Annotated in this window: 30 protein-coding genes; 10 read left to right on the forward strand and 20 right to left on the reverse strand. The window is 71.7% G+C overall.

Annotated elements, in window-relative coordinates; genetic code table 11:
- Nucleotides 1-49: 49 nt before the first annotated feature.
- Together Ade02nite_RS02745 and Ade02nite_RS02750 are read left to right on the forward strand one after the other, a co-directional pair.
- Nucleotides 50-715 carry a potassium channel family protein gene (locus tag Ade02nite_RS02745; RefSeq protein WP_203759882.1) on the forward strand — a complete coding sequence of 222 codons (666 nt, stop codon included), beginning with the start codon at nucleotides 50-52 and terminating at the stop codon, nucleotides 713-715.
- Nucleotides 712-1,389 carry a potassium channel family protein gene (locus Ade02nite_RS02750; RefSeq protein ID WP_203759920.1) on the forward strand — a complete coding sequence of 226 codons (678 nt, stop codon included), beginning with the start codon at nucleotides 712-714 and terminating at the stop codon, nucleotides 1,387-1,389. Before Ade02nite_RS02745 ends, Ade02nite_RS02750 begins: the two co-directional genes overlap by 4 nt.
- Here Ade02nite_RS02750 and Ade02nite_RS02755 read toward each other — a convergent pair.
- The 4 genes from Ade02nite_RS02755 to dut are packed head-to-tail and all read right to left on the reverse strand — an operon-like array spanning nucleotide 1,373 to nucleotide 3,695.
- On the reverse strand, nucleotides 1,373-2,134 hold the full coding sequence (locus Ade02nite_RS02755) for a DUF3159 domain-containing protein (protein ID WP_203759883.1): 762 nt from the start codon (nucleotides 2,132-2,134) through the stop codon (nucleotides 1,373-1,375). The two genes, Ade02nite_RS02750 and Ade02nite_RS02755, sit on opposite strands and share 17 nt — an antisense overlap.
- A complete protein-coding gene (locus tag Ade02nite_RS02760) occupies nucleotides 2,131-2,511 on the reverse strand; it encodes an OB-fold nucleic acid binding domain-containing protein (protein ID WP_203759884.1) in 381 nt (126 codons plus the stop codon). The genes Ade02nite_RS02755 and Ade02nite_RS02760 overlap by 4 nt, the downstream gene beginning before the upstream one ends.
- Nucleotides 2,512-2,551: 40 nt before the next feature.
- On the reverse strand, nucleotides 2,552-3,226 hold the full coding sequence (locus Ade02nite_RS02765) for a DUF3710 domain-containing protein (RefSeq protein WP_203759885.1): 675 nt from the start codon (nucleotides 3,224-3,226) through the stop codon (nucleotides 2,552-2,554).
- On the reverse strand, nucleotides 3,213-3,695 hold the full coding sequence (gene dut, locus Ade02nite_RS02770) for a dUTP diphosphatase (protein WP_203759886.1): 483 nt from the start codon (nucleotides 3,693-3,695) through the stop codon (nucleotides 3,213-3,215). The genes Ade02nite_RS02765 and dut overlap by 14 nt, the downstream gene beginning before the upstream one ends.
- Nucleotides 3,696-3,799: 104 nt before the next feature.
- Between dut and Ade02nite_RS02775 the strand changes: the two genes are divergently transcribed.
- Nucleotides 3,800-4,279: a DUF3093 domain-containing protein gene (locus Ade02nite_RS02775; protein WP_203759887.1), complete on the forward strand. Its 480-nt coding sequence runs from the start codon at nucleotides 3,800-3,802 to the stop codon at nucleotides 4,277-4,279.
- Here Ade02nite_RS02775 and Ade02nite_RS02780 read toward each other — a convergent pair.
- Complete coding sequence (locus Ade02nite_RS02780) at nucleotides 4,276-5,091, reverse strand: hypothetical protein (protein WP_239168474.1); 816 nt, start codon at nucleotides 5,089-5,091, stop codon at nucleotides 4,276-4,278. The genes Ade02nite_RS02775 and Ade02nite_RS02780 overlap by 4 nt on opposite strands.
- 138 nt (nucleotides 5,092-5,229) lie before the next feature.
- Nucleotides 5,230-5,526: a DUF4193 domain-containing protein gene (locus tag Ade02nite_RS02785; protein WP_097322121.1), complete on the reverse strand. Its 297-nt coding sequence runs from the start codon at nucleotides 5,524-5,526 to the stop codon at nucleotides 5,230-5,232.
- Between the two features lie 352 nt (nucleotides 5,527-5,878).
- On the opposite strand from Ade02nite_RS02785, the gene Ade02nite_RS02790 reads away from it, so the two are divergent.
- Nucleotides 5,879-6,418: a LytR C-terminal domain-containing protein gene (locus tag Ade02nite_RS02790; protein ID WP_203759888.1), complete on the forward strand. Its 540-nt coding sequence runs from the start codon at nucleotides 5,879-5,881 to the stop codon at nucleotides 6,416-6,418.
- A 27-nt stretch (nucleotides 6,419-6,445) separates the two neighbouring features.
- Here the strand turns inward: Ade02nite_RS02790 and Ade02nite_RS02795 are convergent, their stop codons facing one another.
- Nucleotides 6,446-7,300 carry an inositol monophosphatase family protein gene (locus Ade02nite_RS02795; protein WP_203759922.1) on the reverse strand — a complete coding sequence of 285 codons (855 nt, stop codon included), beginning with the start codon at nucleotides 7,298-7,300 and terminating at the stop codon, nucleotides 6,446-6,448.
- A gap of 319 nt (nucleotides 7,301-7,619) precedes the next feature.
- Here Ade02nite_RS02795 and Ade02nite_RS02800 point away from each other — a divergent pair, with 319 nt between their 5' ends.
- Together Ade02nite_RS02800 and Ade02nite_RS02805 are read left to right on the forward strand one after the other, a co-directional pair.
- Nucleotides 7,620-9,236: an RNA polymerase sigma factor gene (locus Ade02nite_RS02800; protein ID WP_203759889.1), complete on the forward strand. Its 1,617-nt coding sequence runs from the start codon at nucleotides 7,620-7,622 to the stop codon at nucleotides 9,234-9,236.
- A gap of 242 nt (nucleotides 9,237-9,478) precedes the next feature.
- Nucleotides 9,479-9,718: a DUF7455 domain-containing protein gene (locus Ade02nite_RS02805; RefSeq protein ID WP_203759890.1), complete on the forward strand. Its 240-nt coding sequence runs from the start codon at nucleotides 9,479-9,481 to the stop codon at nucleotides 9,716-9,718.
- 213 nt (nucleotides 9,719-9,931) lie between these two features.
- On the opposite strand, the gene Ade02nite_RS02810 is transcribed toward Ade02nite_RS02805, so the two are convergent.
- The 5 genes from Ade02nite_RS02810 to Ade02nite_RS02830 all read right to left on the reverse strand — a co-directional run bounded on the left by Ade02nite_RS02810 (nucleotide 9,932) and on the right by Ade02nite_RS02830 (nucleotide 13,391).
- On the reverse strand, nucleotides 9,932-10,189 hold the full coding sequence (locus Ade02nite_RS02810; protein WP_203759891.1) for a helix-turn-helix transcriptional regulator: 258 nt from the start codon (nucleotides 10,187-10,189) through the stop codon (nucleotides 9,932-9,934).
- The gene (locus Ade02nite_RS02815) at nucleotides 10,189-10,680 is read right to left on the reverse strand and encodes a hypothetical protein (RefSeq protein ID WP_203759892.1); all 492 of its coding nucleotides are present in this window, start codon (nucleotides 10,678-10,680) and stop codon (nucleotides 10,189-10,191) included. Before Ade02nite_RS02815 ends, Ade02nite_RS02810 begins: the two co-directional genes overlap by 1 nt.
- Before the next feature lie 65 nt (nucleotides 10,681-10,745).
- Complete coding sequence (locus Ade02nite_RS02820) at nucleotides 10,746-12,479, reverse strand: DEAD/DEAH box helicase (RefSeq protein WP_203759893.1); 1,734 nt, start codon at nucleotides 12,477-12,479, stop codon at nucleotides 10,746-10,748.
- Nucleotides 12,480-12,561: 82 nt separating this feature from the next.
- A complete protein-coding gene (locus tag Ade02nite_RS02825) occupies nucleotides 12,562-13,158 on the reverse strand; it encodes a trimeric intracellular cation channel family protein (RefSeq protein WP_203759894.1) in 597 nt (198 codons plus the stop codon).
- 8 nt (nucleotides 13,159-13,166) lie between these two features.
- On the reverse strand, nucleotides 13,167-13,391 hold the full coding sequence (locus tag Ade02nite_RS02830; protein WP_203759923.1) for a DUF3039 domain-containing protein: 225 nt from the start codon (nucleotides 13,389-13,391) through the stop codon (nucleotides 13,167-13,169).
- Nucleotides 13,392-13,516: 125 nt separating this feature from the next.
- On the opposite strand from Ade02nite_RS02830, the gene Ade02nite_RS02835 reads away from it, so the two are divergent.
- On the forward strand, nucleotides 13,517-14,464 hold the full coding sequence (locus tag Ade02nite_RS02835; protein ID WP_203759895.1) for a pseudouridine-5'-phosphate glycosidase: 948 nt from the start codon (nucleotides 13,517-13,519) through the stop codon (nucleotides 14,462-14,464).
- A complete protein-coding gene (locus tag Ade02nite_RS02840) occupies nucleotides 14,446-15,354 on the forward strand; it encodes a carbohydrate kinase family protein (protein WP_379035335.1) in 909 nt (302 codons plus the stop codon). The genes Ade02nite_RS02835 and Ade02nite_RS02840 overlap by 19 nt, the downstream gene beginning before the upstream one ends.
- On the opposite strand, the gene Ade02nite_RS02845 is transcribed toward Ade02nite_RS02840, so the two are convergent.
- The 3 genes from Ade02nite_RS02845 to sigB form a co-directional block, all read right to left on the reverse strand.
- Entirely contained in the window at nucleotides 15,336-15,737 is a 402-nt protein-coding gene (locus tag Ade02nite_RS02845; protein ID WP_203759896.1) for a DUF3099 domain-containing protein, read from the reverse strand. The two genes, Ade02nite_RS02840 and Ade02nite_RS02845, sit on opposite strands and share 19 nt — an antisense overlap.
- Nucleotides 15,738-15,821: 84 nt before the next feature.
- Nucleotides 15,822-16,391, reverse strand: a complete 570-nt coding sequence (locus tag Ade02nite_RS02850) for an HhH-GPD-type base excision DNA repair protein (protein ID WP_203759897.1) — start codon at nucleotides 16,389-16,391, stop codon at nucleotides 15,822-15,824.
- A gap of 94 nt (nucleotides 16,392-16,485) precedes the next feature.
- The gene (gene sigB, locus Ade02nite_RS02855; protein ID WP_203759898.1) at nucleotides 16,486-17,457 is read right to left on the reverse strand and encodes an RNA polymerase sigma factor SigB; all 972 of its coding nucleotides are present in this window, start codon (nucleotides 17,455-17,457) and stop codon (nucleotides 16,486-16,488) included.
- A gap of 245 nt (nucleotides 17,458-17,702) precedes the next feature.
- Between sigB and Ade02nite_RS02860 the strand changes: the two genes are divergently transcribed.
- Nucleotides 17,703-18,491, forward strand: a complete 789-nt coding sequence (locus tag Ade02nite_RS02860) for a sporulation protein (protein ID WP_203759899.1) — start codon at nucleotides 17,703-17,705, stop codon at nucleotides 18,489-18,491.
- 9 nt (nucleotides 18,492-18,500) lie between these two features.
- Here Ade02nite_RS02860 and dtd read toward each other — a convergent pair whose 3' ends face one another.
- From dtd to Ade02nite_RS02885, 5 genes are all read right to left on the reverse strand, one after another.
- The gene (dtd, locus tag Ade02nite_RS02865; protein WP_203759900.1) at nucleotides 18,501-18,923 is read right to left on the reverse strand and encodes a D-aminoacyl-tRNA deacylase; all 423 of its coding nucleotides are present in this window, start codon (nucleotides 18,921-18,923) and stop codon (nucleotides 18,501-18,503) included.
- The gene (locus Ade02nite_RS02870) at nucleotides 18,924-19,619 is read right to left on the reverse strand and encodes a phosphotransferase (protein ID WP_239168475.1); all 696 of its coding nucleotides are present in this window, start codon (nucleotides 19,617-19,619) and stop codon (nucleotides 18,924-18,926) included.
- 304 nt (nucleotides 19,620-19,923) lie between these two features.
- A complete protein-coding gene (locus Ade02nite_RS02875; RefSeq protein ID WP_203759901.1) occupies nucleotides 19,924-20,274 on the reverse strand; it encodes a hypothetical protein in 351 nt (116 codons plus the stop codon).
- Nucleotides 20,275-21,089: 815 nt separating this feature from the next.
- A complete protein-coding gene (locus Ade02nite_RS02880; protein WP_203759902.1) occupies nucleotides 21,090-23,636 on the reverse strand; it encodes a bifunctional acetate--CoA ligase family protein/GNAT family N-acetyltransferase in 2,547 nt (848 codons plus the stop codon).
- Nucleotides 23,637-23,686: 50 nt separating this feature from the next.
- A complete protein-coding gene (locus Ade02nite_RS02885) occupies nucleotides 23,687-24,868 on the reverse strand; it encodes an acetoin utilization protein AcuC (protein WP_203759926.1) in 1,182 nt (393 codons plus the stop codon).
- A gap of 220 nt (nucleotides 24,869-25,088) precedes the next feature.
- Here Ade02nite_RS02885 and Ade02nite_RS02890 point away from each other — a divergent pair, with 220 nt between their 5' ends.
- On the forward strand, nucleotides 25,089-25,805 hold the full coding sequence (locus Ade02nite_RS02890) for an iron-dependent transcriptional repressor DtxR (RefSeq protein WP_203759903.1): 717 nt from the start codon (nucleotides 25,089-25,091) through the stop codon (nucleotides 25,803-25,805).
- The last annotated feature ends 12 nt before the right edge of the window (nucleotides 25,806-25,817 follow it).

Here is a 25,817-nt window from a genome sequence, read left to right on the forward strand (position 1 = left end):
TACCCCGCCCCGCCCGCCGCCTCGGGGAGGCGCATGCGACCCTCATCGGATGCACGTGGTCATCATGGGATGTGGGCGGCTCGGCTCGACGCTCGCCCAGAACCTCGAAGCCCGCGGTCACTCGGTGGCGGTGATCGACCAGAACTCCGACGCGTTCCGCCGCCTCGGCGCCGACTTCGGCGGCATCACGGTGACCGGCATCGGCTTCGACCGGGACGTGATGCGCGAGGCCGGCATCGAGCGCGCCGACGCGTTCGCCGCGGTCTCCAGCGGCGACAACTCCAACATCATCTCGGCTCGGCTGGCCCGCGAGACGTTCGGCGTGACCCGGGTGGTGGCCCGCATCTACGACGCGCGCCGCGCCCAGGTGTACGAGCGGCTCGGCATCCCCACGGTCGCGACGATCCGCTGGGCCGCCGACCGGATGATGCGCCACCTGGTGCCCGAGGGCACGATCGAGGTGTTCCGCGACCCGACCAGCGTGGTGTCGATCGTCGAGGCGCCGCTGCACCGCGACTGGGTGGGCCGCACGCTGCGGTCGCTCGAGGAGCGCACGGGCGCCCGGGTGGCCTACCTGATGCGCTTCGGCATGGGCACGCTGGGCACGCCGTCGACCGTGATCCAGGACGGCGACCAGGTCTTCATGCTGGTCACCGACGAGACCGTGGCCGCGGTGCTCGACATCGCCTCCGGATCCGAGAAGGAAGGGCTCTGACCATGCGGATCGCCATCGCGGGCGCCGGCAACGTCGGCCGGTCGATCGCGCAGGAGCTGATCGGCAACGGCCACCGGGTCATGCTGATCGAGCGGCAGCCCCGTCAGCTGCGCCCCGAGCGGGTGCCGGAGGCCGACTGGGTGCTCGCCGACGCGTGCGAGCTGAGCAGCCTCGAGGAGGCCGACGTGGCCTCCTGCGACGTCGTGGTGGCCGCGACCGGCGACGACAAGGCCAACCTGGTGGTGTCGCTGCTGGCCAAGACCGAGTTCGCGGTGCCGCGGGTGGTGGCCCGGGTCAACCGCGCCGAGAACGAGTGGCTGTTCACCGAGCAGTGGGGCGTGGACGTGGCGGTGAGCAAGCCGCGCCTGATGGCCGCCCTGGTCGAGGAGGCGGTGACCGTCGGCGACCTGGTCCGGCTCATGACGTTCCGGCAGGGCGAGGCCAACCTCGTCGAGATCACGCTGCCGCGCAACGCGCCGTACGAGGGTCAGCCGGTGCGCTCCGTGCCGCTCCCCCGCGACTCGGCGCTCGTGGCGATCCTGCGCGGCAAGCGCGTGATGGTGCCGACCGGCGACGACCCGCTGGAGGCCGGCGACGAGCTGATCTTCGTCTGCACCGCCGAGGTCGAGGAGCAGATCCGCGCGGTCGTGCTGGGGGCTAGCTCGGCTGAGTGAGGCGCGACGTGACGCGGTGGATCGCCCACGCCGAGAAGGCGAAGGTGGCCGCGTAGATCGGCCAGCTGATCAGGATGCGGACGATGCCGAGGGCGTTCGCCTCGCCCTGCGCCCACAGGTAGTACTGGATGCCGGCGCGGACGGAGAGCGACACCACCCACACGAGCGTCAGCCACTGGAACGTCCGGAAGAGCTGCGGCTTGTCGAACCAGTCCTGCCGGCCCTTGTTGGCCATGATGCCCCAGGCATAACCGATCAAGGGCTTGCGTACGGCGACCGACAGCAGCAGCACGGCCGCCTGCCCGAAGGTGAGCAGGATGCCGGGCAGGTAGAAGTTCTCCGCCTTGCCCGTGCGCCACGCCAGGAACGCGCCGATCGCGATGCCGAACAGGCCGTTGACGGCGTGGCGCACCGGCTCCTTGCGGATCAGGCGGTAGGCGCCGATGCCCAGCGCCGACAGGACCGCGCCGCCGATGGCCCAGGCGAGCGCCGTGCGCTTCTCGAGCCCGGCCACGGAGTCGCCGAGGACCACGTTGAGGATCACGAAGGCGAAGACCGGGAGGCTCGACTCGATCAGGCCGCGCACACCGCCGAGCTGCTCGGCGATCTGCTCGCTCATCGAGGGATAGGGCTCTTCCTCCGGCTCCTTCACCGGGTGGAGGTCGAGTTCCTCGACGACCTCCTCGGCGAGCCGTTCCTCCACGGTTTCGTGCGCGGCGTGACGCGGCTCGCTGCCGGGTGTCACCGGGGCGCCTCCAGCTCGTAGTACGGGTTGTAGATCACCTTACGGTCGTCGCGGATCGCGATGCGCCCGCGCGCGGTGAGCTGGCGGCCCGGCTCGATGCCCGCGATCGACCGGCGGCCCAGGAAGACCAGGGTGACCACGTCGCTGCCGTCCCAGAGGTCGGCCTCCAGCGTCGGCAGGTTGGTGCGAGGAGTGTACGCGACGGTGCGCAACCGGCCGTTCACCGAGACGACCTGACCCCGGCTGCACTGGCCGGCCGGCATCGCGCCGCACTTGGCGACCTCGCGCTGGAGGTCGCGCGCGTCGAGCTCGGAGTCGGTGGCCGTCAGCCGGTCGAGGAACTTGCGCAGACCCGTGCGCTCGTCCGTACTGCTCATGAAATACACCGTACGCCTCTGGTGATCCCGGTCACGACCCCTACTGCGCCTGGTGGCCGTTCGCCTGAGCCTCCTGTGCCGCGGCGGCCTGCTCGGTCATCTCCTTGGGCAAGCGCAGCGGCAACGCCTCGCGCACCGGGCGGGCCTCCTGGTCACGGACGACCACCAGACCGGTGAGCACCTCGCCGAGCCGGCCCTCGCGGGACGGGTCGGCCGCGGCCGCGCCCTGGTAGAGCGCCCGGACCATCCAGCGGGGACCGTCCACGCCGACGAACCGGACGTCCGCCGGGCCCTCCGGAGTGTTCACCCGGGCGGCCAGCTCGGTGCCGTACGGCCCGGCGATCTCGCGGGGCGACACGCCGTCGGCGGTCATCGCCTGCGCGATCTCCTCGCGGACCTCGTCCCAGATGCCTTCGGTACGCGGCGCCGCGAACACGCCGAGCTGCAGCGCGCTCTCGCCGTCGACCAGCACGATCTGCTCGACCGCGCCGTCCGGGTTGGCCTGCACGCGCACCTCGACGCCGTCGACCGCCGGGATCAGCAGGCTGCCGAGGTCGAGGCGCTGCACCCCCTCGGGGGCGTGCTTTTGGTCCCAGGGACCGCGCTCGGGCGCCGGCGGCTCGTCGTCCGCGGCGAGGCTCTGCGCGAGCGCTGCCGAGGGCGGCGCGTCGGTCGCACGCACGTGCTTGGGGCCGCCGCGCTTACGGGAGAACATCACTGCCACCTTCCGTCTTCAAAGCTGAGTGCCCACCGGTCGAGCCGTGCCCGCCGGCACCGCGAGCGGTGTCGTCGAGCTCGTCGACCTCGTGGAACGCGGCTCGCTCGACCCGCTGGACCACCAGCTGGGCGATGCGGTCGCCGCGAGAGATCTTGACCGGGTTGGACCGGTCGTGGTTCACCAGGATCACCAGAACTTCGCCGCGGTAGCCGGCGTCGACCGTACCGGGCGCGTTCAGCACGGTCACACCGAGGCGCGCGGCCAGGCCCGAGCGGGGATGGACCAGGCCCACGTAGCCGTCCGGGATGGCCACCGCGATGCCGGTGCGGACTGCCTTGCGGGCGCCCGGGGCGAGCTCGGCGTCCTCGGCGGCGACCAGGTCGGCCCCGGCGTCGCCGGGATGCGCGTACGCCGGCAGCGGCAGGTCGGGGTCGATCCGGCGGATCCGGATGACTACATCGGTCAAGGCAGAGGTTCCTCACTCGTGCGGCGGCGGGCGGCTGCGTCGGGCAAGCGCCACCCTGCCATCCTGCCGTGCCCGGTCGCGGAGGCGCGCCGTACCCTTCCAGGGTGACACCGGAGTCTCCCGCCCGCACCACCGCGCCCACCAGTTACCGCGAGCGCCTCACGCTCAAGTGGTGGATGTGGCCGGTCGCGCTGCTGGTCGTGGTGATCCTCGGGGTGGAGATCACTCTCGGGTTCGCGTCGCTGCCCATCTGGGTTCCCTTCGCCGCGCTGACGCCGGCCACCGTCGCCGTCATGATCTGGATAGGCCGGATCACGATCGAGGTCTCCGGCGGCGAGCTCCGGGTGGACGACGCGCGGCTGCCCGTGGAGTTCATCGCCGACGTCGTCGCGCTCGACGCCGAGGGCAAGAAGGAGGCGCTGGGCATCGGGGCGCACCCGCTCGCCTTCGTGATCCAGCGCCCGTGGATCGGCCCGGCCGTGCAGGTGCTGCTCAACGACCCGGACGACCCCACGCCCTACTGGGTGATCAGCACCCGCCGCCCCGTCGAGCTGGCCACCGCGCTGCTCGAGGCGCGCCGCTAGGCCGCGTCGATCACCTTGTGCCGCTTCTTCTGAAGATCCTTCTGTACGCGCTCGCCCACGGTCCTGGTCGCCCGGCGGTTCAGGTACCCGGCCACCGCCGCGCCGGTGAGGAACGGGCCGAACATGGTCAGGTGGCGGCCGAAGCGCTTGAGCAGGCTCTGCTGGAGCTCGCGGCGCGCGGCCGTGCCGAGCACGGTGGCCACGCCGACACCGGGCACCAGCGGATTCACGCCACGCTGGTCGGTCCAGCCCTGCACGAGCGCCACGGCCTTCTGCCCGAACGAGCCCGGGATCGGCTGCCCGTACACCTCGTGCAGCTCGCCGATCAGCTTCATCTCGATCGCCACCACGGCGACCGTCTCGGCGGCCAGCAGCACCGGGGCCGAGAGCAGGGTCGGGGTGGCGACCCACTCCACCGTCGCGACGCCTCCGCCGGCCGCACCCACGCCCGCCGTCGCGCGCGCGGCGTTACGGATCAGGCGGTCGGCCAGGTCGTCGTCGCTCAGCCCGGGATAGTGCCGGCGCAGGGTCGCCAGGTCGCGCACGGGCACGTGCGGGGCGACGTCGGCGACCACGTCCGCCATCCAGCGGATCGCCGCCTTGGGCCGGAACACCTGGCCCAGTCCCCGCCGCCGCACGTCGCCGACGAGCCTGCCGAGGAGTTGCCTCCGCCCCTCGGGCTCCAGATCGTCGGCGGTCAGTGCGGCGACTGTCTTGCTCAACTCGACATCGGCTGCCGTCTGCGCCGGATTCTCGGCGGGATCGTTCGCTATGTCCTGCGCTACGTCCGGAACGGACTGCTCGGAGCTCATCGTCGTCCTCCCGCCGTCGGCCGAGGCTGCTGATGTCATCGTGATGCCCGGTGTCGACCCCCCGTCAAACCGGGCAACGGCCTCAATCCCGACCGCCTCCGTGCGGCCGGGTGTGACGCGCTGCGCGCGAGTGCCGGGTCAGGCACACTCGCGGCAGATCAGTTCCCCGTTGCGCTCCGTCGCCAGCTGGCTGCGGTGGTGCACGAGGAAGCAGCGAGCACAGCGGAACTCGTCGGTCTGCATCGGCAGAACCTTGACGGTGAGCTCCTCGTCGGCAAGGTCGGCGCCGGGAAGCTCGAAGCTCTCCGCCACCTCGACCTCGTCGACGTCCACTGCGCCCGACTGCGAGTCGGCGCGGCGGGACTTCAGCTCCTCGAGGCTGTCCTCGCCGAGGTCGACCTCATCGCGACGCGGGGCGTCGTAGTCGGTGGCCATCGGTTTTCACTCTCCTGTATCGATGTGTCACTTGGCGTTAGTAACGTCAAGGACGTTGTTTCGGTTCCCGGTTCCGCCGGACGATTTCTGACACTGCCCCCAACACTTGAAACCTGCCCCGGCGAGCGCGGAACCATACCGCTGATGCGGCAGTGTTGTACGCGCACGGGCACGCCATTGTTCCCGATGTGACCGAGGCGACATCAAGGTAGGGGTACAAGCGTCTCGATCATCGTCGGCGCGCCGGAAGTATTCCCTGTTTCCGCATGCCTGGCGCACAGACGCTAACCTTCCGACAGGTCCCGCTCCTACCCCGGCGGGCGCGACACCCCGGATCTCTGGAGCCAGCCCCATGAGTTTTGCGCGCGTACGAGCGCTCGTCGTCGTCGGCGTCCTCGCCGTGGCCGCGGTCGTCTTCGTCATCGTGGCGCTCGTCCAGGACTCCCAGGGGGGAGCCACGAGCGGGGCGGGTTGCCCGGAGGGCGCCCCCATGGTCGACACGCGGCTCCCCGACGACCCGGCCGAGGTCACTGTCAAGGTCTTCAACGGGACCAACACGACGGGCCTGGCCGACAGCGTGACCACGGAGTTCAAGAACAGGCGCTTCACGGTGCAGAAGCCGGCCGAGAGCAAGACGAAGTACAAGGGCGTGGCCGAGATCCGGTACGGTCCGGACGCCGTCGGCAAGGCGCAGCTGCTCCGCGCGTACTTCCTCGCCCAGTCCAAGATGTCGTACAACGCCAAGCGCAAGGGCGCGGTGATCGACATCGTGATCGGCAACGAGTTCCGTCAGCTCGCCACCACGACCGAGGTCAACCAGTCCCTGGTCGAGGTGGGCGAGCCCACGGTGCCGCCGGGCGCCTGCCTCAAGAAGTCCGACGACGACTCCTGATCTCTTCCTCGGCGGCCGCTCCCTTTCTCAGGGGCCGCCGGCCGCGTCCAGCTCCACCAGCGCGTCGTGCAGGGGCTGGAAGATGGCCGGCGGGGCCGCGACGACCATGTCGAGGCCGGGCGGCGCGCCGTCCAGGCCGGCCACGATCACGCCGGCCTCCCGGGCGATCAGGCCGCCCGCGGCGTGGTCCCACGGGTTGAGGCCCTTCTCGAAGTACGCGTCGAGGGTGCCCTCGGCGACCGCGCACAGGTCGAGCGCCGCCGCGCCGAACCGGCGGATGTCCCGCACCCGGGTGATCAACCCGGCCAGCACGCGGCCCTGATGGGCCCGCCGCCGGGCGTCGTAGCCGAAGCCGGTGCCGACCAGGGTCTGGCTCAGCTCGACGGGCCCGGTCACCTTCCGCAGGCGCCGCTCGCCCCGGTAGGCCCCGCCGCCCAGGTACGCGGTCCACTCGTCCCCGGTGGCCGCGTTGATCACCACACCGGCGACCACCTCGCCGCCGGCCTCGGCCGCCAAGGAGACCGCGTACTGCGGCAGCCCGTACAAGTAATTGACCGTGCCGTCGATCGGGTCGAGGATCCAGCGGACCGCGCCGCCGCCGGCCGCCGCGCCATGCTCCTCGCCCGCCGCGCCGCCGTGCTTCTCGCCGGCCGCGCTGCCGGAGGTCTCGCCGGCCGCCTCCCCGTACTCCTCGCCGAGCACGCCGTCGCCCGGGCGCAGGCGCCGCAGGGCCTCGATGACCTGGCGTTCCACCGCCTTGTCGGCCGCCGTCACCACGTCCGTCGCGGTGCTCTTGGTCTCGACGTCGGCGATCGCCTCGGCCCGGAGCCGGCGCGCCGTGGCCGCCGCCTCACGGGCCAGGCCGACCGCGATCTCCAGCAGAGCGCCGGGCGTCGATGCCCCCGCTGCCGTCTCCCCCGCCGCCCCGTCCGCGGCCTCGCCCGCCGCCTCATCCGCCGCCGAAGTCGCCCGAAACTCGCTCACCTTTTCGCCCTTTCCGCCGATACCATTCTCGCGCCGAGGGTCTTCGGCGAGGTCGGCGGCCCCTGGCGGCGTGCTGCAACGGGAGGATCTCGCAGGACGGCGCTACAATTCACGCCTACCCACCGCTTCGCGGACACCAAGACCATCGAGGTGCCGCGTCCCGGGGGTCCCCACACCAACACCGGCCAGCCTCCTCGCCGTGCGCTGTGCTGGGCTCATGGCCGTGCTCAACCTCATCGCCTCCGGAAGGTCTTTCGTGACAGAAGCCCACCAGAACGGTGCCGACGTTCGCTCCCTCACCGAGGCCCTGATCGCTCATGCCCAGGGCGCGGGCGGGCAAATCACGTCGGCCGAGGTCGCGCGAACGCTCGAGTCCGCCGGGGTGAATCCGGCCCAGGCCAAGAAGATTCTTCGCGGTCTCGTCGACGCCGCCGTCACGGTCGTCGTCGACGGCTCCGCGACCACCCGTCGCAAGGTCGCCGCGGCCCGCGCCGCCACCCCGGCCTCCAAGGCCACCACCGCCAAGGCCGCTCCCGCCCGCAAGGCGCCCGCGGCCCCGAAGCAGGCGGCCGCCGCCGCCTCCCCCGCCGCCGGCGCCCCGGCCGCGGCGGAGGGTGCCGCGCCCGCCAAGAAGGCCGCGGCCAAGAAGGCGGCGCCCGCCAAGGCCGCCCCCGGCAAGAAGGCCGCTCCCGCCAAGGCCGCCGCCCCCGGGCAGGACGGCCCCGGCGACGGCGAGGAGATCGATCCCGAGGAGCTCGCCGCCGAGATCGAGGACGTGGTCGTCGACGAGCCGGCCGCCATGGTCGAGGCCGCCGCCACCGACGCCGCCAGCTCGGCCACCGACGGCGACTTCGAGTGGGACGACGAGGAGTCCGAGGCGCTCAAGCAGGCGCGCCGCGACGCCGAGCTCACCGCGTCGGCCGACTCGGTCCGCGCCTACCTCAAGCAGATCGGCAAGGTCCCGCTGCTCAACGCCGAGCAGGAGGTCGAGCTCGCCAAGCGGATCGAGGCCGGCCTCTACGCCGCCGAGCGCCTGCGGGCCTGCGAGGAGGGCGAGGAGAAGCTCGAGCGCAACATGGAGCGCGACCTCCGCTGGATCGGCCGTGACGGCGAGCGCGCCAAGAACCACCTGCTGGAGGCCAACCTCCGCCTCGTGGTCTCGCTGGCCAAGCGCTACACGGGCCGGGGCATGGCGTTCCTCGACCTGATCCAGGAGGGCAACCTGGGTCTGATCCGCGCGGTCGAGAAGTTCGACTACACCAAGGGCTACAAGTTCTCGACGTACGCCACCTGGTGGATCCGGCAGGCGATCACCCGCGCGATGGCCGACCAGGCCCGCACCATCCGCATCCCGGTGCACATGGTCGAGGTCATCAACAAGCTCGGCCGCATCCAGCGCGAGCTGCTCCAGGACCTGGGCCGCGAGCCCACCCCGGAGGAGCTGGCCAAGGAGATGGACATCACGCCCGAAAAGGTGCTGGAGATCCAGCAGTACGCTCGGGAGCCCATCTCGCTGGACCAGACGATCGGCGACGAGGGCGACAGCCAGCTCGGCGACTTCATCGAGGACTCCGAGGCGGTCGTCGCGGTCGACGCGGTCTCGTTCTCGCTCCTGCAGGACCAGCTCCAGCAGGTGCTCCAGACGCTCTCCGAGCGCGAGGCGGGTGTCGTGCGGCTGCGGTTCGGCCTCACCGACGGCCAGCCCCGCACGCTCGACGAGATCGGCCAGGTGTACGGGGTCACCCGTGAGCGGATTCGTCAGATCGAGTCCAAGACGATGTCGAAATTGCGACACCCGTCCCGCTCTCAGGTACTCCGCGACTACCTGGACTAAGGCGCGAAGTCAACAGCGCGTGCCCGAATGATCACCACCCGTACATCAACGGGTGGTGATCAGACCGTTGTGTCGAAGTGATCGTTGACGTGGCACCCTTGGATCACGGCACACTTAGCCCAGCACGTGTGACCTCGGTCCCCCCGGGGCACAGTGGGAAGGCTGCAACGGTGCAGGGTGTTGCACGATGGTGAGCAGTAGCCGAGGAACGTGTTCATCGGTTCGAACAGAGGAGGAAGGCGATGACCCCGACTCTCACGCCGCCGGCGGATAGTGTGGCCGGCACCGCAGCCGATGAACGGTGCGACCGCTGCAATGCAGCCGGAAAGCTCCGTTTGACCCTGGCTGGTGGCGGTGAGCTGGTGTTCTGCGGACACCACGCCAACCGGTACGCCGAAGACCTGGTGAAGATCGCAGTGCAGTACGCGGCGGATCCGGAGTTCACGTGGCGCGGCGCGGACATGATGTCTAACTCCAACTAAAGATCCGATTCCCCCCGAACGGACTTGAAAGGGGCGCCCACGGTGTGGGGCGCCCCTTCCCGTGCTTCCAGCCGACCGGGCAGGCACCACGCGCCGCTGGCCCCCGCCACGCGCAGAGGCCGACGCGCACGCACACGCCGCTAGCCCAAGCTGCAAGCCCCACGCCCACGCCCACGCCCTCTGGCGGCCTCAGCGCCCTCTGGCGCGCCGAGGTCAGGCCGGGGCCGGTGGGGGAACGTCGTCGCCCCAGAGGCGCTCCACGGACGTGTTGAGGGCCTTGGCGACCTTCAGCGCGAGGTAGACCGACGGGGCGTAGTCGCCCGTCTCCATGGCGATGATGGTCTGGCGGCTCACCTGGACGGCCGCCGAGAGCCCCTGCTGGGTCAGGCCGGCCTCCTTGCGCGCGGCCCGGATGCGCATGCCCGCGGCGCCACCCGCCTCCGGAGCACGCACCGGGCCCGCCGGCGCCATCAGTCGTCGTCCCCGGCCAGCGCCAGGGCGGCCTCACGGCGCCGCCGGCGACGGGTCTCCACCACCTGTGCCACCAGGCCCGCGAGAGCGCCGAAGACGCCACCGAACGCCGCACCGCGCCACGTGGCCCCCTGCGGGTCGTAGACGTAGAGCGAGCCGATCAGGAACACCGCCGCCGGCGTGCCGCTCGCGAGGGTGAGGAACACCCGCTTGGCGTTCCAGGAGCGCGGAGCGGTGTCGACCCGGCGACGGCGCACGTAGACCGTGCTGAGGAGCGTCGGGACGTAGAGCAGCACCAAGACCACGGCGAGCGGCAGCACCGCCGGCTTGCCCAGCGGCCACACCATGATCGCCGCGGCCCACGGGATCGCCAGCCACTGCAGCGAGGCGGCCGTGGCAATGCCCTCATACCACCGGTAGCGCTCACGCTCGTCGCCATAGAGATCGCCATCGAGATCAAGATTCCACCGCACGACCCTGTCGAGAACCATGCGTCCATTCTCGTGTTAAGTCCTCTTGACGTCAAGAGGACTTAACACGATGACGCCGGCTTGGGTCAGAGCGTCTGGATCGTGGCGATCCGCTCCTCCAACTGCTCGATCGTGGCCTGGGCGCTCGGCGGGCCGCCGCAGAGGCGGCGCAACTCGGCGTGGATCTTGCCGTGCGGCAGGTTGGTGCGGTGGTGGTGCGCCGCCACCAGGGTGTTCAGCTGCCGCCGGAGGCTGTTGCGCCGCTCCCCGGCCGTCATCGGCGGTGGCGGCGCCTCGCGCTGGGCCGGCACCTGGTCGGCGGCTTTCTGCTTGTCGAGCCTCTGCTGGGCCGCCATCTGCTCCTGCTGCCTCTTCGTCAGCAGCAGCGACACCTCGTCGGGCGTCAGCAGGCCCGGCAGGCCCAGGTAGTCCGCTTCCTCGGCCGTGCCCGTGCGGGCACCCATGCCGAAGGACGTGCCGTCGTAGATGACCTGGTCGAGCTCCGCCGTCGCGCCCAGCGCCTCGAACTGCTTCTCCAGCTCGCCCTCGGCGCTCTCCTCGCGCTGGGCCCGCTCGAGCAGGTCGTCGTCGAGGCCGTCCTTCTCCTTCTTCGCCCCCAGGATGTGGTCGCGCTGGGCCTCCATCTCGCTGGCCAGCCCGAGCAGGTGGGGCACGCTCGGCAGGAACACCGTCGCCGTCTCGCCCTCACGCCGGGCGCGCACGAAGCGGCCGATGGCCTGGGCGAAGTAGAGCGGCGTGGAGGCGCTCGTCGCGTACACCCCCACGGCGAGGCGCGGGATGTCGACGCCCTCCGACACCATGCGGACCGCGACCAGCCATCGCTGCTGGGAGGCCGCGAACGACGCGATGCGGCCCGAGGCGCCCTCGTCGTCGGAGAGCACGACAGTGGCCTGCTCACCGCTGATCTCGCCGATGAGCTTCGCGTACGCCCGGGCGGTCTGCTGGTCGCTCGCGATGATCAGGCCGCCGGCGTCGGTCATGCCGTGCTCGCGGAGCTTTGTCAGGCGGGCGTCGGCGGCGCGCAGCACCTGGGGCATCCAGTCGCCCCGGTGGTCGAGCGCCGTGCGCCACGCCTGGGCGATCAGGTCCTTGGTCATCGGCTCGCCGAGGCGGGCGGCCAGCTCGTCGCCCGCGTTCGTGCGCCACCGGGTCTCGCCCGAGTAGGCCATGAAGAGCACCGGCCGCACGACCCGGTCGCGCAGGGCGTCGGCGTAGCCGTACACCGAGTCGGCCCGGGACCGCTGGAGACCGTCCTCGCCGCGCTCGTACTGCACGAAGGGGATCGGATTCTCGTCGGAGCGGAAGGGCGTTCCGGTGAGCATGAGGCGCCGTACCGCCGGCTCGAAGGCGGCCTTGACGCCGTCGCCCCAGCTGCGCGAGTCGCCGGCGTGGTGGATCTCGTCGAGGATCACCAGGGTGCGCCGGGTCATCGTGCGCCGGCGGTGCACGGCCGGGGCCATACCGACCTGGGCGTACGTGAGGACCGCCCCGTGGAAGTCGGCCGACGAGTGGATCTCGGAGTTGCGGAAGCGGTGGTCGAGCTGGATGCCGACCCGGCCCGCCGCGGCCGCCCACTGGGCCTTCAGGTGCTCGGTGGGGCAGACGACGGTGACCGCCTCGACCGTGCGGTCGGCGAGCAGCTCGGCCGCGATCCGCAGGGCGAAGGTGGTCTTGCCGGCGCCCGGCGTGGCCACCGCCATGAAGTCCTCGCTGCGGCGGCGCAGGTAGGTCACCAGGGCCTTGCGCTGCCAGTCACGCAGGGAAGGGAAGGTTTCCAGGCTCGGCAGTGGCGGGCTCAAAGCTCGAACGGTCCCCTCATACAAACAACGAACCCCCGGTCACGAGAGCCGGAGGCGCCAATCAGCATAGCCGCGGAAGGCCCTAGGGCGCCGCTACCGGAGCCGACCAGCGCCGATACAGCGCGACGAGCCGGACACCCGTGATGAACAGGGCCGCGGCGGCCAGCCACCAGAACGAGGCGTGCCCCAGGCCCCGCAGAATCGTGACAATAATCGCGCCGGCCAGGGCCACGACGGCGTAGATCTCCCGCCGGAGGACTACCGGGATCTCCCCGGTGAGCAGGTCGCGGGCGAGCCCGCCGCCGATGGCGGTGAGCATGCCGATCAGGCAGGAGCCCACCGCCGGCACGCCGGCGTCGAGCGCCTTGAGCGTGCCGGTGACGGTGAACAGGCCGAGCCCGGCCGCGTCCAGCACGAGGACGGGCCGGCGCAGCCGGGAGAGCTGGGGGTGGAACCAGAACACGCCGAGGGAGGCCGCCACCGCGGTCACGGCGTATCGCCAGTCGGCGAACGCGAGCGGCGGCACGGCGCCGATCACGAGGTCGCGCACGATGCCACCGCCGAGGGCGGCGAGGAAGCCGACGAACGCGACGCCGAAGAGGTCGAGGCGCTTCAGCACTCCGGCCGAGGCGCCCGACGCGGCGAAGACGGCGACACCGACCAGGTCGGCGGCGAGCATGCCCTCGTTCAGTGAGTCATCGCTTCGTAGATCTCCTTGCACTGCGGGCACACCGGCGAGCCGGGCTTCGGCGACTTGGTCACCGGGAACTTCTCGCCGCACAGCGCGACCACGAAGGTGCCCATCACGGCACTCTCGGCGATCTTCTCTTTGCGTACGTAGTGGAACATCTCCGGCCCGGTGTCGGCGTCCTTGGTCTCCGGACGCTCCAGGATCTGGGTGCTCACGTGAATCTGCCCTTCGGTTCGTGGTCGCCGCCGGTGCCCCCCGACCTGCGGTGGCGAGAACAAAGCTCCAACCCGCAAGTGTGACAGCAACCTCGGGACGGGTCCAACGATCAAAGCCGTACGGTAGGTGCGTGACTGACTTCGCGATTCGATACGGCGAGCACGTGACCCGTGCCCGCCGGGACGGCCGGCCGGTGGTCGCGCTGGAGAGCACCATCATCTCGCACGGGCTGCCGCACCCGGACAACCTCCGCGTGGCCCGCGAGATCGAGCAGACCGTGCGTGACCAGGGCGCCGTGCCCGCCACCATCGGCATGATCGGCGGCGAGCTGATCGTCGGCCTCGACGACGCCCAGATCGAGCAGCTGGCGCTGGCGCAGGGCGTCGCCAAGCTGTCGGTGCGCGACCTGGCGGTGGCCGCGGCCCGCCGTGCCGACGGCGCCACCACGGTCGCCGCGACCAGCGCGGTCGCCGCGGCCGCTGGCATCGGCGTCTTCGCCACGGGCGGGCTGGGCGGCGTGCACCGTGAGGCGAATGTCACCTTCGACGAGTCGGCCGACCTGACCACGCTGTCGAACACCCCGATCGTCGTGGTCTGCGCCGGCGTGAAGTCGATCCTCGACGTGGGCGCCACGCTGGAACGCCTGGAGACCCTGGGCGTCGCCGTGGCCGGCTACCGCACCAAGCGCTTTCCGGGCTTCTTCATCACCGACGGCGGCTTCGACATCGACTGGGAGCTCGACTCCCCCGAGCAGGTCGCCGACGTCATCCGGGCCCGGGCCGACCAGAACGTCGGCGCCGGCGCGCTGATCCTGGCCAACCCGCTGCCCACCGACGAGCAGCTCGACCCGGAGCTGCACGACCGCACCCTGGCCGAGGGCCTCGAGCTGCTGGCCCGCGACCACATCACTGGCAAGGCGGTCACCCCGTTCCTGCTGGGACACTTCCACGAGAGCACTCAGGGCCAGAGCCTGGCGGTGAACGTGCGCATCATCCTGCGCAACGCCGAGCTGGCCGCGAAGATCGCCGTCGCGACCGCCGGGTCGCCGGCCCCGCTCGGATTCGCCGTCCAAGCGTGATCGTCGTCGTCGGCGATCTGGTCACCGACGTCCTGGTGGTGCACACCGGCCCGATCGCGATCGGCTCGGACACCGGCGCGTCGATCACCGTGAGCGGGGGTGGCCAGGCCGCGAACACGGCGGCCTGGCTGGCCCGCGCCGGCCGTGACGTCACCCTGGTCGCCGCGGTCGGCGACGATCCCGCGGGACGCGAGCGGGTGGCCGAGCTGACCGCGGCCGGGGTGCGGTGCGCTGTGCGTACCCAGGAAGGGGCCTCGACCGGGAGCGTCGTGGTGCTGGCCGGTCCACAGGAGCGCACGATGATCACGGACCGGGGCGCCGCGCTGCTGCTCGGCGCCGACGACGTGCGCGCCGCGCTCGAGACTCCGGCCGCGCACCTGCATCTGTCGGGCTATCCGCTGCTGCACGCGGAGTCGCGGCCGGCGGGCCTCGCGGCCCTGCGTACAGCCGCCGGGTCGGGCCTGACGACGAGCGTCGACGCGGCCTCGGCGGCGCCGTTGCGGTCGGTGGGTGCCGGCGCTTTCCTGGCTTGGGTACGGGACACCGACGTGCTGCTGTGCAACGCCGACGAGGCCGACGTGCTCGCCGGTCCGGGCACGGCGGAGGAGCAGGCGCGCCGGCTCACGGAGCACGCGCGCAACGCCGTCGTGAAGCGGGGCGCGGCCGGGGCGACCTGGGCGTCCCGCGACGGCCGGCTGTGGTCGGTCGCGCCCGAGCAGGTGCGCGAGATGAAGGATCCGACGGGAGCGGGCGACGCCTTCGCGGCCGGCCTGCTAGCGGCCTGGTGCGCCGGAGCGGACCCGGAGGCGGCGCTGCGGGCCGGGTCGCAGCTCGGCGCCGAGGCGGTGGGGCAGGTCGGTGCCCGTCCGCGTCATCCCTTCTCGGGCTGACGGGGCTCGGCCGGCACCCAGCGCGCGCCGTCGCCGGTGGGTTCGACGTCGATGGTCAGGTATTCGACGTCGTCGGCGCTGTGCTGCGGCAGGGTCGCCTGCGGTTTCGCGGCCTGCGCCGCGGCGGCGGCGCGCTCGGCCTTGGTCTTGGCGGGGCGGTCGTTGGCGATGAGCACGGCCGCCCAGGGCAGGAAGACCATGCCGGCCGCGCACAGCACCAGCCAGAGGGCCAGCAGTGGGGGGCGGACGCTGACCAGGATCGCGCCGAGGACGAGGCACGCGGCGCGGAGCGACATCATGGTCACGTAGCGGACCTGGCGACTGCGGTATTGGTCGTCCTGGCTGCGGGCGGCGTCGGTGATCAGAACCGGCTGCTTCTTCACGATGGGGTCTCCGATCGACCCCCCATCATGGCACCGATGGCCGCCCTCCGCCCAGGGACCCGGCGCAAAGACGCAAGTCGATCTCTACTTCGCCTTGGCGGCGGCCTTCATCTCTTTCTTGTACGCGCGGACCTTGCCCAGGGATTCGGCGTCGACGATGTCGGCGACCGACTTGTGCGAGCCCTCGGCACCGTAGGCACCGGCGGCCTCACGCCACCCGGCCGGCTGGACGCCGTACTGCTTGCCCAGCAGCGCGACGAAGATCTGGGACTTCTGCTTGCCGAAGCCGGGCAGCGACGCGACCCGCTTGACCAGCTCGGCGCCACTGTCGACGCCGGCCCAGAGGTTGGCGGCGTCGCCGTCGTAGCGGTCGACGAGCGCCCGGCAGACCTCCTGCACCCGGCCGGCCATCGCCTTGGGGAAACGGTGCAGCGCCGGCGGCTCGGCGAAGATCGCGATGAGCGCGTCGGGATCGTAGTCGGCGAGCTCCTCGGCCGTGTAGGCGTGACCGAGCCGCTGAGCCAGCACCCACGGCGACGTGAACGCCTTCTCCAGCGGGATCTGCTGGTCGAGCGTCATGCCGATGAGCAGGGCCAGCGGGTTGGTGGAGAGCAGCTTGTTGGCCTCGGCGTCGATCGGCAGCGAAATCGTCATGACGCTCATCTTCGCAGGCGCGCCCGGCCCCGCGCCCGAACCGGTCTTCGCGGACGCGCCCGGCCCCGCGCCGGGACCGGGCGATGGCTGATGGTCAGCCGGCGTAGGCCTCGAGGCGGGAGGAGCGCTCGGGGTCGCGCAGCTTGAGCATGGTGACCTTTTCGATCTGGCGGATGCGCTCGCGGCTCAGGCCGAACTCGCGGCCGACCTCGTCGAGGGTGCGCTGGCGGCCGTCGTCGAGGCCGAAGCGCAGGCGGATCACGGCGGACTCGCGCTCCGAGAGCGTGGCGAGCACGATCTCGACCTCGCTGCGCAGCTCGCCCTGGCCGTGGCCGACGCCGGGCTGGTGCTCGACGGCGGCGACGAAGTCACCGAGGGCGCTCTCGCCGTCCTCGCCCACGGCCTGGTCGAGGCTGACCGGCTCGCGGTCGTAGGAGATGAGCTCGATGACCTGGAACTCCTGGACGCCCATGGCCGTGGCGATCTCGCCGATGCTCGGCTCGCGGCCCAGCGTGGCGGCGAGGTCACGGCGGCAGCGGACCATGCGGTTGACCTGCTCGACCATGTGCACCGGGATGCGGATGGTGCGGGCCTGGTCGGCCATCGCGCGGGTGATCGCCTGCCGGATCCACCAGGTGGCGTACGTCGAGAACTTGTAGCCCTTGGTGTAGTCGAACTTCTCGACCGCGCGGATCAGACCCAGGTTGCCCTCCTGGATCAGGTCGAGGAACGCCATGCCCCGGCCCGTGTAGCGCTTCGCGATGCTCACCACGAGCCGCAGGTTGGCCTCGAGCAGGTGGTTCTTGGCCGCCTTGCCCTCGGCGACGATGATGTGGAGCAGCGGCGCCAGGTCCTCGCCGGCGCTTGGCAGCTTCTCCTCGGCGTAGAGGCCCGCCTCGATGCGCTTGGAGAGCTCGACCTCCTCGACGGCGGTGAGGAGACGGGTCCGGCCGATGCCGTTGAGGTAGGCCCGGACCAGGTCTGCGGAGACGCCACGCTCGTCCGTCGCGTCCAGGTCGGTGAGGAGCTCGACACCGTCCGTCATGCTGTTGTCGGTCGCCTTCATCTGCAGGACCACCTTTCAGTCCCCTCCCCGCTGATAAACCGTCTCGAGCTGTCCAGCCACATGCGTGCCGGTGATCGATAGCTTGGCCCGGGACGCGTTAAGCCGAGGTGAGGCAAGCGTCCAGGTGGCATGAATCAGGGAGAACCCTGACGTCGCCAAGCCGACATGTGCCCGAAATGCCGGTACCGGTCGGTTGCTGTGCGTCGATACTGTTCCCCACACGCTCTCGACGAGGAGATGGTTCAGTGGTCTTCAAAAAGATGTTGCAGGCGCTCGGCGTTGGCGGCCCCTCGGTGGAGACCGTGCTGGCCAACCCCCATTGCCGGCCCGGCGGATTCCTCGAGGGCCAGGTGCACGTCGTGGGCGGCGATCACGCGGTCGACGTGGAATATCTCGCGGTCGGCCTGGTGACGAGGGTCGAGGTCGAGAGCGGTGACAGCGAGTACAACACCGATCAGGAGTTCCACCGTCAGCGGCTGACCGGTTCGTTCCGCCTGGAGCCGGGCGCGAAATACGACGTACCGTTCCGTTTCGACGTGCCGTGGGAAACCCCGATCACCGAGGTGTACGGGCAGCACCTGCACGGCATGACGATGGGGCTGGCCACCGAGCTCGAGGTCGCCCGCGCCGTCGACAAGTCCGATCTGGACACGGTGGCGGTGCACCCGCTCCCCGCCCAGGAGCGCATCCTCGACGCGCTGCTGCGGCTGGGCTTCCGCTTCAGCCGCGCCGACGTCGAGCGCGGCCGGGTGTACGGCGCTCAGCAGAGCCTGCCGTTCTACCAGGAGATCGAGTTCTACCCGCCGTCCGCCTACGCGAGCGGGGTCAACCAGCTCGAGCTGACGTTCCTCCCGACGCCGCAGAAGCTCCAGGTCATCCTCGAGATCGACAAGCGGGGCGGGCTCTTCACCGAGGGGCACGACGCGTTCGGCCGCTTCGACGTCGACTACGCGTCGGCCGAGCGGACCGATTGGGCGGCGCAGCTCGACAACTGGCTGCGGCAGTCGGCGCAGCGCCGAGGGCTGTTCTTCTAAATTGCGCTGTCAAATCTCGAGCCAGACCGAGCGTGGACCCACGTTGACGCTCTCGACCAGCATGTGCGCCCGGAAGCGGCCGGTCTCCACGGTCGCTCCCCGGGCGCGCAGCGCCTCCACGTAGCGGGTGATCAGAGGTTCCGCCCGCTCGGCGGGGGCGGCGGCGGTCCAGCTGGGACGGCGGCCCTTGCGGGCGTCGCCGTAGAGCGTGAACTGGCTGACCACGAGAAGCGGCGCCCGGATGTCGGCGGCCGACTTCTCCTCGTCCAGGATGCGCAGCTCGTACGTCTTGCGCGCCAACTGCTCCGCCTTCTCGGGTGTGTCGTCGTGCGTGACGCCGACGAGCACGAGCAACCCGTCCTCGATCTTGCCGACCACCTCGTCGCCGACGGTGACGCTGGCCCGGCTCACGGTCTGCACAAGAGCCCGCACCTACTTCACTCCTCGCACCCGGGCAACGGCCACGGGCAGTTGCTCGACCTCTTCCCGCGACAGCGTCGGCTGCGCCGCCTTGATCGCCACAGCCTCGTCCAGCATCCGCACGGGATCACCGGGCGCCCGCTCCAGGAAAAGATCGAGAAGCTCCCCCGCGCGGCTGCCCATCTCGTGCTCGATGGCGCCGACGGCCACCTGCCCGAGAATCAGCGCGGCCATCGCGGTGTCGAGATCGGCGAGCCCGTCACCGGCGTTCCGCCAGTCGATGAGCACGGGGCCGCGCCGGCTGAGGACGACGTTCTCCGGGTGAGCGTCGAGGTGGACGACGGTGGTCCCGTTTCCGCTCATCGGGGGCAGGTCGTGCAGGGCGCGCAACAGATCGGCGAGGATCGTGGCGCCGCGTTCCAGCGACACGTCCCCCGCGACCAGAGCCTCCGCCAGGGTCGGCCCGTCGAGCCGTTCCATGACGAGGTCGGTGCCGCGGGCCTCGTACACGTGGGGCACGGGAAAACCCCACTTGCCCGCGTACGCCATGACGGCCGCCTCGGGCTCGGCGTCACCGCCGTGGCGGTAGCGCCGCAGCACCCGGCCGTCGCCCAGCGCATAGACGTCGGCTTCCCGCCCGAAGGCGAACGGCAGCCCCAGCGATTCCCGTCCCGCCGTTTCCGGCTTCGTCGATTCGCGCTCCGTCACGCCCGTGACCGTAGCCGAACTCGGCTCCACTGCCACACCGCCGCACGGAACACCCGTCCCGCGGTTGCTCGCCGGCACGCCGCGACCTGTGCCCGCGGCGGCCCCACCACCGCCGCGCTCGGCCCCGCCGGCCCGGAGCCGTGAGCGGGCGCGGCGCCCAGAGCCGTGAGCTGGGGGCGCCCGGAGCCGTGAGCTGGGGGCGCCCGGAGCCGTGAGCTGGGGGCGCCCGGAGCCGTGAGCGGGCGCGGCGCCCAGAGCCGTGAGCGGGCGCGGCGCCCAGAGCCGTGAGCGGGCGCGGCGGCCGTCAGTCGACCGCGTTGCTGCTGGCGTCGCTGGTGTAGCTGTCCACCGGGGTCTCCATCGCGCCGGTGGTGGCGTCGCCGGTCGTCGTGTTGGCCACGCCCGGGCCGGAACGCGGATGCGTGCGGAAGCTGTTCGGCCCCGCCGTGCCACCCGTGGTGGTCATGACCCCGTGCTCCGGGTGCGGCCCGCCGTCCTGAAGCTGGTCGGTGTCGGTGCCCGCCGCGAGCGTGCTGGACAGGCCGGCGTCGTCGTCGCCCTTCTCCGGACGGTACGTGCTGGGCTCGTCGAAGACCCCGGGACCGTAGTCGCCCCCGGCGATCTCCCGCTCGATGCTCTCCTGCGAGTCGCTCATCTCGTTCATCCTTCCGAAGGTCAGCCGCTGCATCGTGCCCGACCGGCCGCCCGGTAAACCCTCGCTGTGGCAGCCATCATGCTCGCGGGCACATATCCGCCGCCCCTGACCCGATCTGAGCACCATCTGACTCACACGGTGCCCCCTTCGGCGGTCCGCGTCCTGCCCGCCCACCCGCTCACGGCCACCGACGTCGACAGCGCATGCCGGCGCGCAGCCTGCCGCCCAAGCACGCCCTGTCTGGTTACCCGCGAGGCGCCTCGGCACCCCAACACATGACGCCGACATCGCACGCCGACGCACAACCTCGCCATCCCCCCACGCCGCCAAGCACGTCAAGCACGTCAAGCACGTCAAGCACGTCAAGCACGCCAAGCACGCCAAGCACGCCAAGCACGCCAAGCACGCCAAGCACGCCAAGTTTGGTCACCCGCGAGGCATTTCGGCAGCCCAACACCACTCCGGGCCCGACCCGCCCACCGGAGCACCCACCACAGCAGCCCAAGCCAGGCCCACCCCGCGGACCGAGGTCGCGACAACCGGCCACCCCCGTCACAGAGTGCGCAAACGTCGCAGACCAGCGTCCGGACGACGGGCCACGCTGGTCACACAACGCGCAAACGCCGCAAAGCAGCGTCCGGACGACCGGCCACGCTGGTCACACAACGCGCAAACGCCACAGAGCAGCGTCCGGACGACGGGCCACGCTGGTCACACAACGCGCAAACGCCGCAGAGCAGCGTCCGGACGACCGGCCATGCTTTTCACAGAGGCATGAACGCCGCGGGCCGACGCTAAGGCGACCGGCACCCTCGTCACGGTGTGCGCAGGCGGCGTGGGCCCGTGTCGGGGCGGCGGGCTGGGTCGCCTATCTCGGCGGTGAGGTGCAGAACCGAGTAGCCGTCGGGGCGGGCCAGCACCGGGTTGAGCGAGAGGCTGCGCAGGCGGGGATGCTCGTCCGCCAGGCGGCCGACCCTGAGGAGGAGGTCGATCAGGGCGGCCCGGTCGACCGGGGCCGAGCCCCGGTAGCCGTGCAGAAGGGGGGCCGCCCGGGGCTCGTCGACCAGGGCCTCGGCGGCTCGGTCGGTGAGGGGGGCGGCGCGCCAGGCCAGGTCGCCCAGCAACTCGCTGGCCACGCCGCCCAGGCCGAAGCCGACGACGGGGCCGAAGGCCGGGTCCTCCATCACCTCGATGCGGCACGCCACGCCCGCGGGGACCATCGTCTGGACCAGCACGTCGGGGCCGAAGGCGCCGGCCAGCTCGGCGTACGCGGCTCGGACGTCGTCCTCGTCGGCCAGGGCCAGGCGCACGGCGCCCAGGTCGATACGGTGGCGCAGGGCGCCGCCGGCCGCCTTGAGGGCGACGGGATAGCCGAGGGCCGAGGCCGCGGCGACCGCCTCGCCGGCCGAGGCGGCCAGGGTGGACGGGACCACGTCGATGCCGTAGGCGGCCAGCAGCGCGGACGGTGGGCCGTCGATCTCGGCGGCGTCGGCGGCGATGCCGGCGAGCACGGGCAGGACGCCGGGCGGGCGGCGGAGCCAGTCGGCGTAGTAGGCGACCCGGGCCAGCGCGCGCACCGCCTCCTCGACCGACGGGTAGGACGGCACGCCGGCGGGCAGGCTGCCGAGCAGGAACGTCGCGACGGTGGGCTTCTCGCCCGCCAGCGCGACGCTGGCGAGGGCCGCGGCGAAGTCGGCGTCCTCGTCGGTGAGCTGGCCGGGCAGCGGCGGGGCGAAGACGACGACGAGCGCGTCGGCCCGGGTGTCGACGGCGGCGTCGGCCAGGGCGTCGGCGAAGTCGTGGGCGCCCGCCATCGGGCTGATGTCGACCGGGTAGCCCTCGGCGAGGGTGAGGCCGTTGGCGCGGCAGGCGGCCACCGCCAGCTCGGAGAGCGCCGAGGAGTTGCCGACCACGGCGACGCGGCGGCCGCCGGGCAGCGGCTGGTGGGCGAGCAGGAGGCCGACGTCGAAGAGCTCGCGCACCGTGTCGACGCGGATGACGCCGGAACGGGCGAACAGGGCAGTCACCGCATAGGGGTCGGGGCCGGGCCCGTCGCCGGCGAGCCCGGCCGGGCGGGTCGCGGAGGCCACCGCCACCACGGGTTTGACGCGGCTCATGCGGCGGGCGAGACGGGCGAACTTGCGCGGGTTGCCGAACGTCTCCAGATAGAGCAGAACGACGTCGGTGCCGGGGTCGTCCTGCCAGTACTGGAGGAGGTCGTTGCCGGAGACGTCGGCACGGTTGCCGGCGGAGACGAAGCTCGACAGGCCCAGGCCGCGACGATCGGCCTCGGCGAGCAGGGCGACACCGAGCGCGCCGCTCTGGCTGAAGAAGCCGACCCGGCCCGCGGCGGGCAGGCGCGGCGCGAGCGTGGCGTTGAGGCGTACGGCAGGGTCGGTGTTGGCCACCCCCATGCTGTTGGGGCCCACGACGCGCAACCCCGCGGCATGCGCGCTCTCGATCAGCTCACGCTGGGCGGCGGCGCCCTCGGCGCCGGTCTCGGCGAAGCCGGCGGAGACCACCACCAGGCCACCCGCGCCGCTTGCGGCAGCGTCGGCGAGAGCATCGGCGACACCATCCGGCGGTACGGCGATGAGCGCCAAGTCGACGGCGGCGCCCGCGTCGGCGGCCGAGCGATAGGCCCGGAGCCCCGCCACCCGATCGGCGCTGCGGTGCACCGGGACGATCGTGCCGGTGTATCCACCGTCGCGCAGGTGGCCGAGCATGGCGGCGCCGATGCCCTGGCCGCTCGCGCTGGCGCCGTAGACCGCCACCCCGCGCGGGGCCAGCAACCGGGCGATCGACCGCGCCTCGGTGAGCTGCTCGCGCGACTCCTGCACCTCGCGCGACTTCTCGGTGGGGGCGATCGGGAAGCTGAGGTGGACCACGCCGTCGGCGTATTTGCGCTGGATCTGGTAGCCGAAGTCGCTGAAGACGCGCAGCATGCCGGAGTTTTCGGGAAGAACCTCGGCGACGAAGCGGGTGATGCCGTTGGCACGCGCGGCCTCGGCGAGGTGCTCCAGCAGGACGGACCCGATGCCACGGCCCTGGTGGGCGTCCTCGACGACGAACGCGACCTCGGCGTCGGGCGCGTCGGGGCCGAGCCGCTCGTATCGCCCGACGGCCATGATGCGCGGGCCGCTGACGATGACGAACGCCTCGCGGTCGCGGTGGTCGACGTTGACGAAGCGCTCCAGGTCGCGCTCCGGAATGCGCGGATAGGGCGAGAAGTAGCGCAAGTAGCGCGTCCGGTCGCTCATGCGGGAGTGGAACTCCACGATGGCCGGCGCGTCGCTCGGCCGGATCTGTCTCAGGTGGACGGCTGTGCCGTCGGAGAGCAGCACGTCCGCGCTCGTGTCCACGCCGCCGCTCCTCTCGCGCGCTCGGTGAAGGAAAGTGATGGGGTGACGGGTCAGTCGCGGGGGTCGTGGGGGTCGAGGCCGTGCAGGGGGAAGACCTCCATGCGGCTGGCCAGGATCGCGCGGTCGACGGCGTCGGGGGTGGTGCCGGGCTGCCAGCGCTCGGCCGGGAGCTCGGCGCCGTCGGTCATCGAGCCGGGGATCTCGGAGCGCGGGCAGCGCTCGGCGGCCAGCTTGCGCCAGGGGGCCGGCGTCGGGGTGTGCGGGTCGAGGGGGTCGCCGGTCGCCACGGCCAGCAGGTGGGACCACGCGCGGGGCACGACCTCGACCAGGGCGTAACCGCCGCCGCCCGTGGCGACCCAGCGGCCGTCGCAGAGCTCGTCGGCCAGGTCGCGCATCGCCACGTAGGCCGCGCGCTGGCCGTCGACCGACAGGCGCAGGTCGGCGAGGGGGTCGAGCCGGTGGGCGTCGGCGCCGCACTGGCTGAAGATGATCTCGGGAGCCCAGGCGCGCAAAATCGACGGGACGATCGCGTGGAAGGCGCGCAGCCAGCCGCCGTCGCCCGTGCCCGGTGGCAGCGGGATGTTGACCGCGGTGCCCTCGGCGCCGGGGCCGCCCGTCTCGTCGGCGAAGCCGGTGCCGGGGAAGAGCGTCAGCGGGGTCTCGTGGAGGCTGATCGTCAGCACGCGGGGGTCGTGGTAGAAGGCCGCCTGCACGCCGTCGCCGTGATGGACGTCGACGTCCACGTAGGCCACTCGCTGGGCGCCGAGATCGAGGAGCTTGGCGATGGCGACCGCGGGATCGTTGTAGACGCAGAAGCCGGACGCGCGGGCGGCCAGCGCGTGATGAAGGCCACCCGCCACGTTGACGGCCCGGGTGGCCGCGCCGTGCCAGACCGCCTCGGCCGCCGCGATGCTGGCGCCGCAGATGCGCGCGGAGGCCTCGTGCATGCCGTCGAAGACGGGGTTGTCGGGGGTGTTGAGGCCCCAGCCCGAGAAGAACGGGTCGATCGGGGCCATGCGGACGGCGTCGAGGTAGTCGGCCCGGTGGACCCGGGTGAGCTCGGCCTCGGTGGCCGGGACCGGTGTGATCATGTGCACCCCGGGGCGGTCCAGGATGCCCAGCTCACGGGCGAGCGCCATGGTCAGCTCGACGCGCACGGGGTTGAGGGGATGATCACCCATGTCGTAGTCGAGGAGCGCTCGGTCCCACACCACCGCGGTCGTCCGGTCCACCATGCCCGTCATGCTCCCACGCACCCCCGACAACTTCCGGCCCGTGTTGACGTGAGCGGCGAGCCGCCCGCGTCGGGTAGGGTCTGACCCACCCAGCTCGGGGCGCCTGTCAACCCCATGTAACGAGGTAATATCGCTGCTGGGAGGGCCACACCGTGAATGATCTCGTCGACACCCGGTGCAGGCCGGCTGTTGGCCGCAAGCGCTGGGAGGTCGAGGCATGAAGGCGTCACTACACAAACACGACCTCGTCGACACTACCGAGATGTATTTGCGCACCATCCTCGAACTCGAGGAAGAGGGTGTGCCGCCGCTGCGGGCGCGGATCGCCGAGCGGCTGCACCAGAGCGGTCCCACGGTGAGCCAGACCGTCGCGCGCATGGAGCGTGACGGCCTGCTGACCGTCGAGAACGACCGCCACCTCGTCCTGACCGACGAGGGCCGCACCACGGCCGTCTCGGTCATGCGCAAGCACCGGCTGGCCGAGCTTCTGCTGGTCAACGTCATCGGCATGCCCTACGAGGAGGCCCACGAGGAGGCCTGCCGCTGGGAGCACGTGATGAGCGACTCGGTCGAGAAGAAGGTCTACGAGCTGCTCAACAAGCCGACCCGCTCGCCGTACGGCAACCCGATCCCGGGTCTCGAGGCGCTCGGCATCCCCGACGAGCCCGAGCCGCTCGACAGCGCGGCTCAGGTCAGCGCCGGCGAGCGCAACCTGGCGTTCCCGGGCCTGACCGGCAGCGTCGTGGTGCAGCGCATCTGCGAGAGCGTGCAGACCAACGCCGACGTGCTGCGCCAGCTGCACGCGGCGGGCATCGACCCGGGCACGACGGTGACCGTCGCCCAGGAGCGCGACGGCGTGACCATCGACCGCTCCGGCGACAAGATCCGCCTGCCGCGGGAGGTCGCGTCGCGGGTGTTCGTGGCGGCGCACTGAGCCGCCGGCGAG

Source organism: Paractinoplanes deccanensis (assembly GCF_016862115.1).
In the GTDB taxonomy this organism is placed as follows: Bacteria; Actinomycetota; Actinomycetes; order Mycobacteriales; family Micromonosporaceae; genus Actinoplanes; species Actinoplanes deccanensis.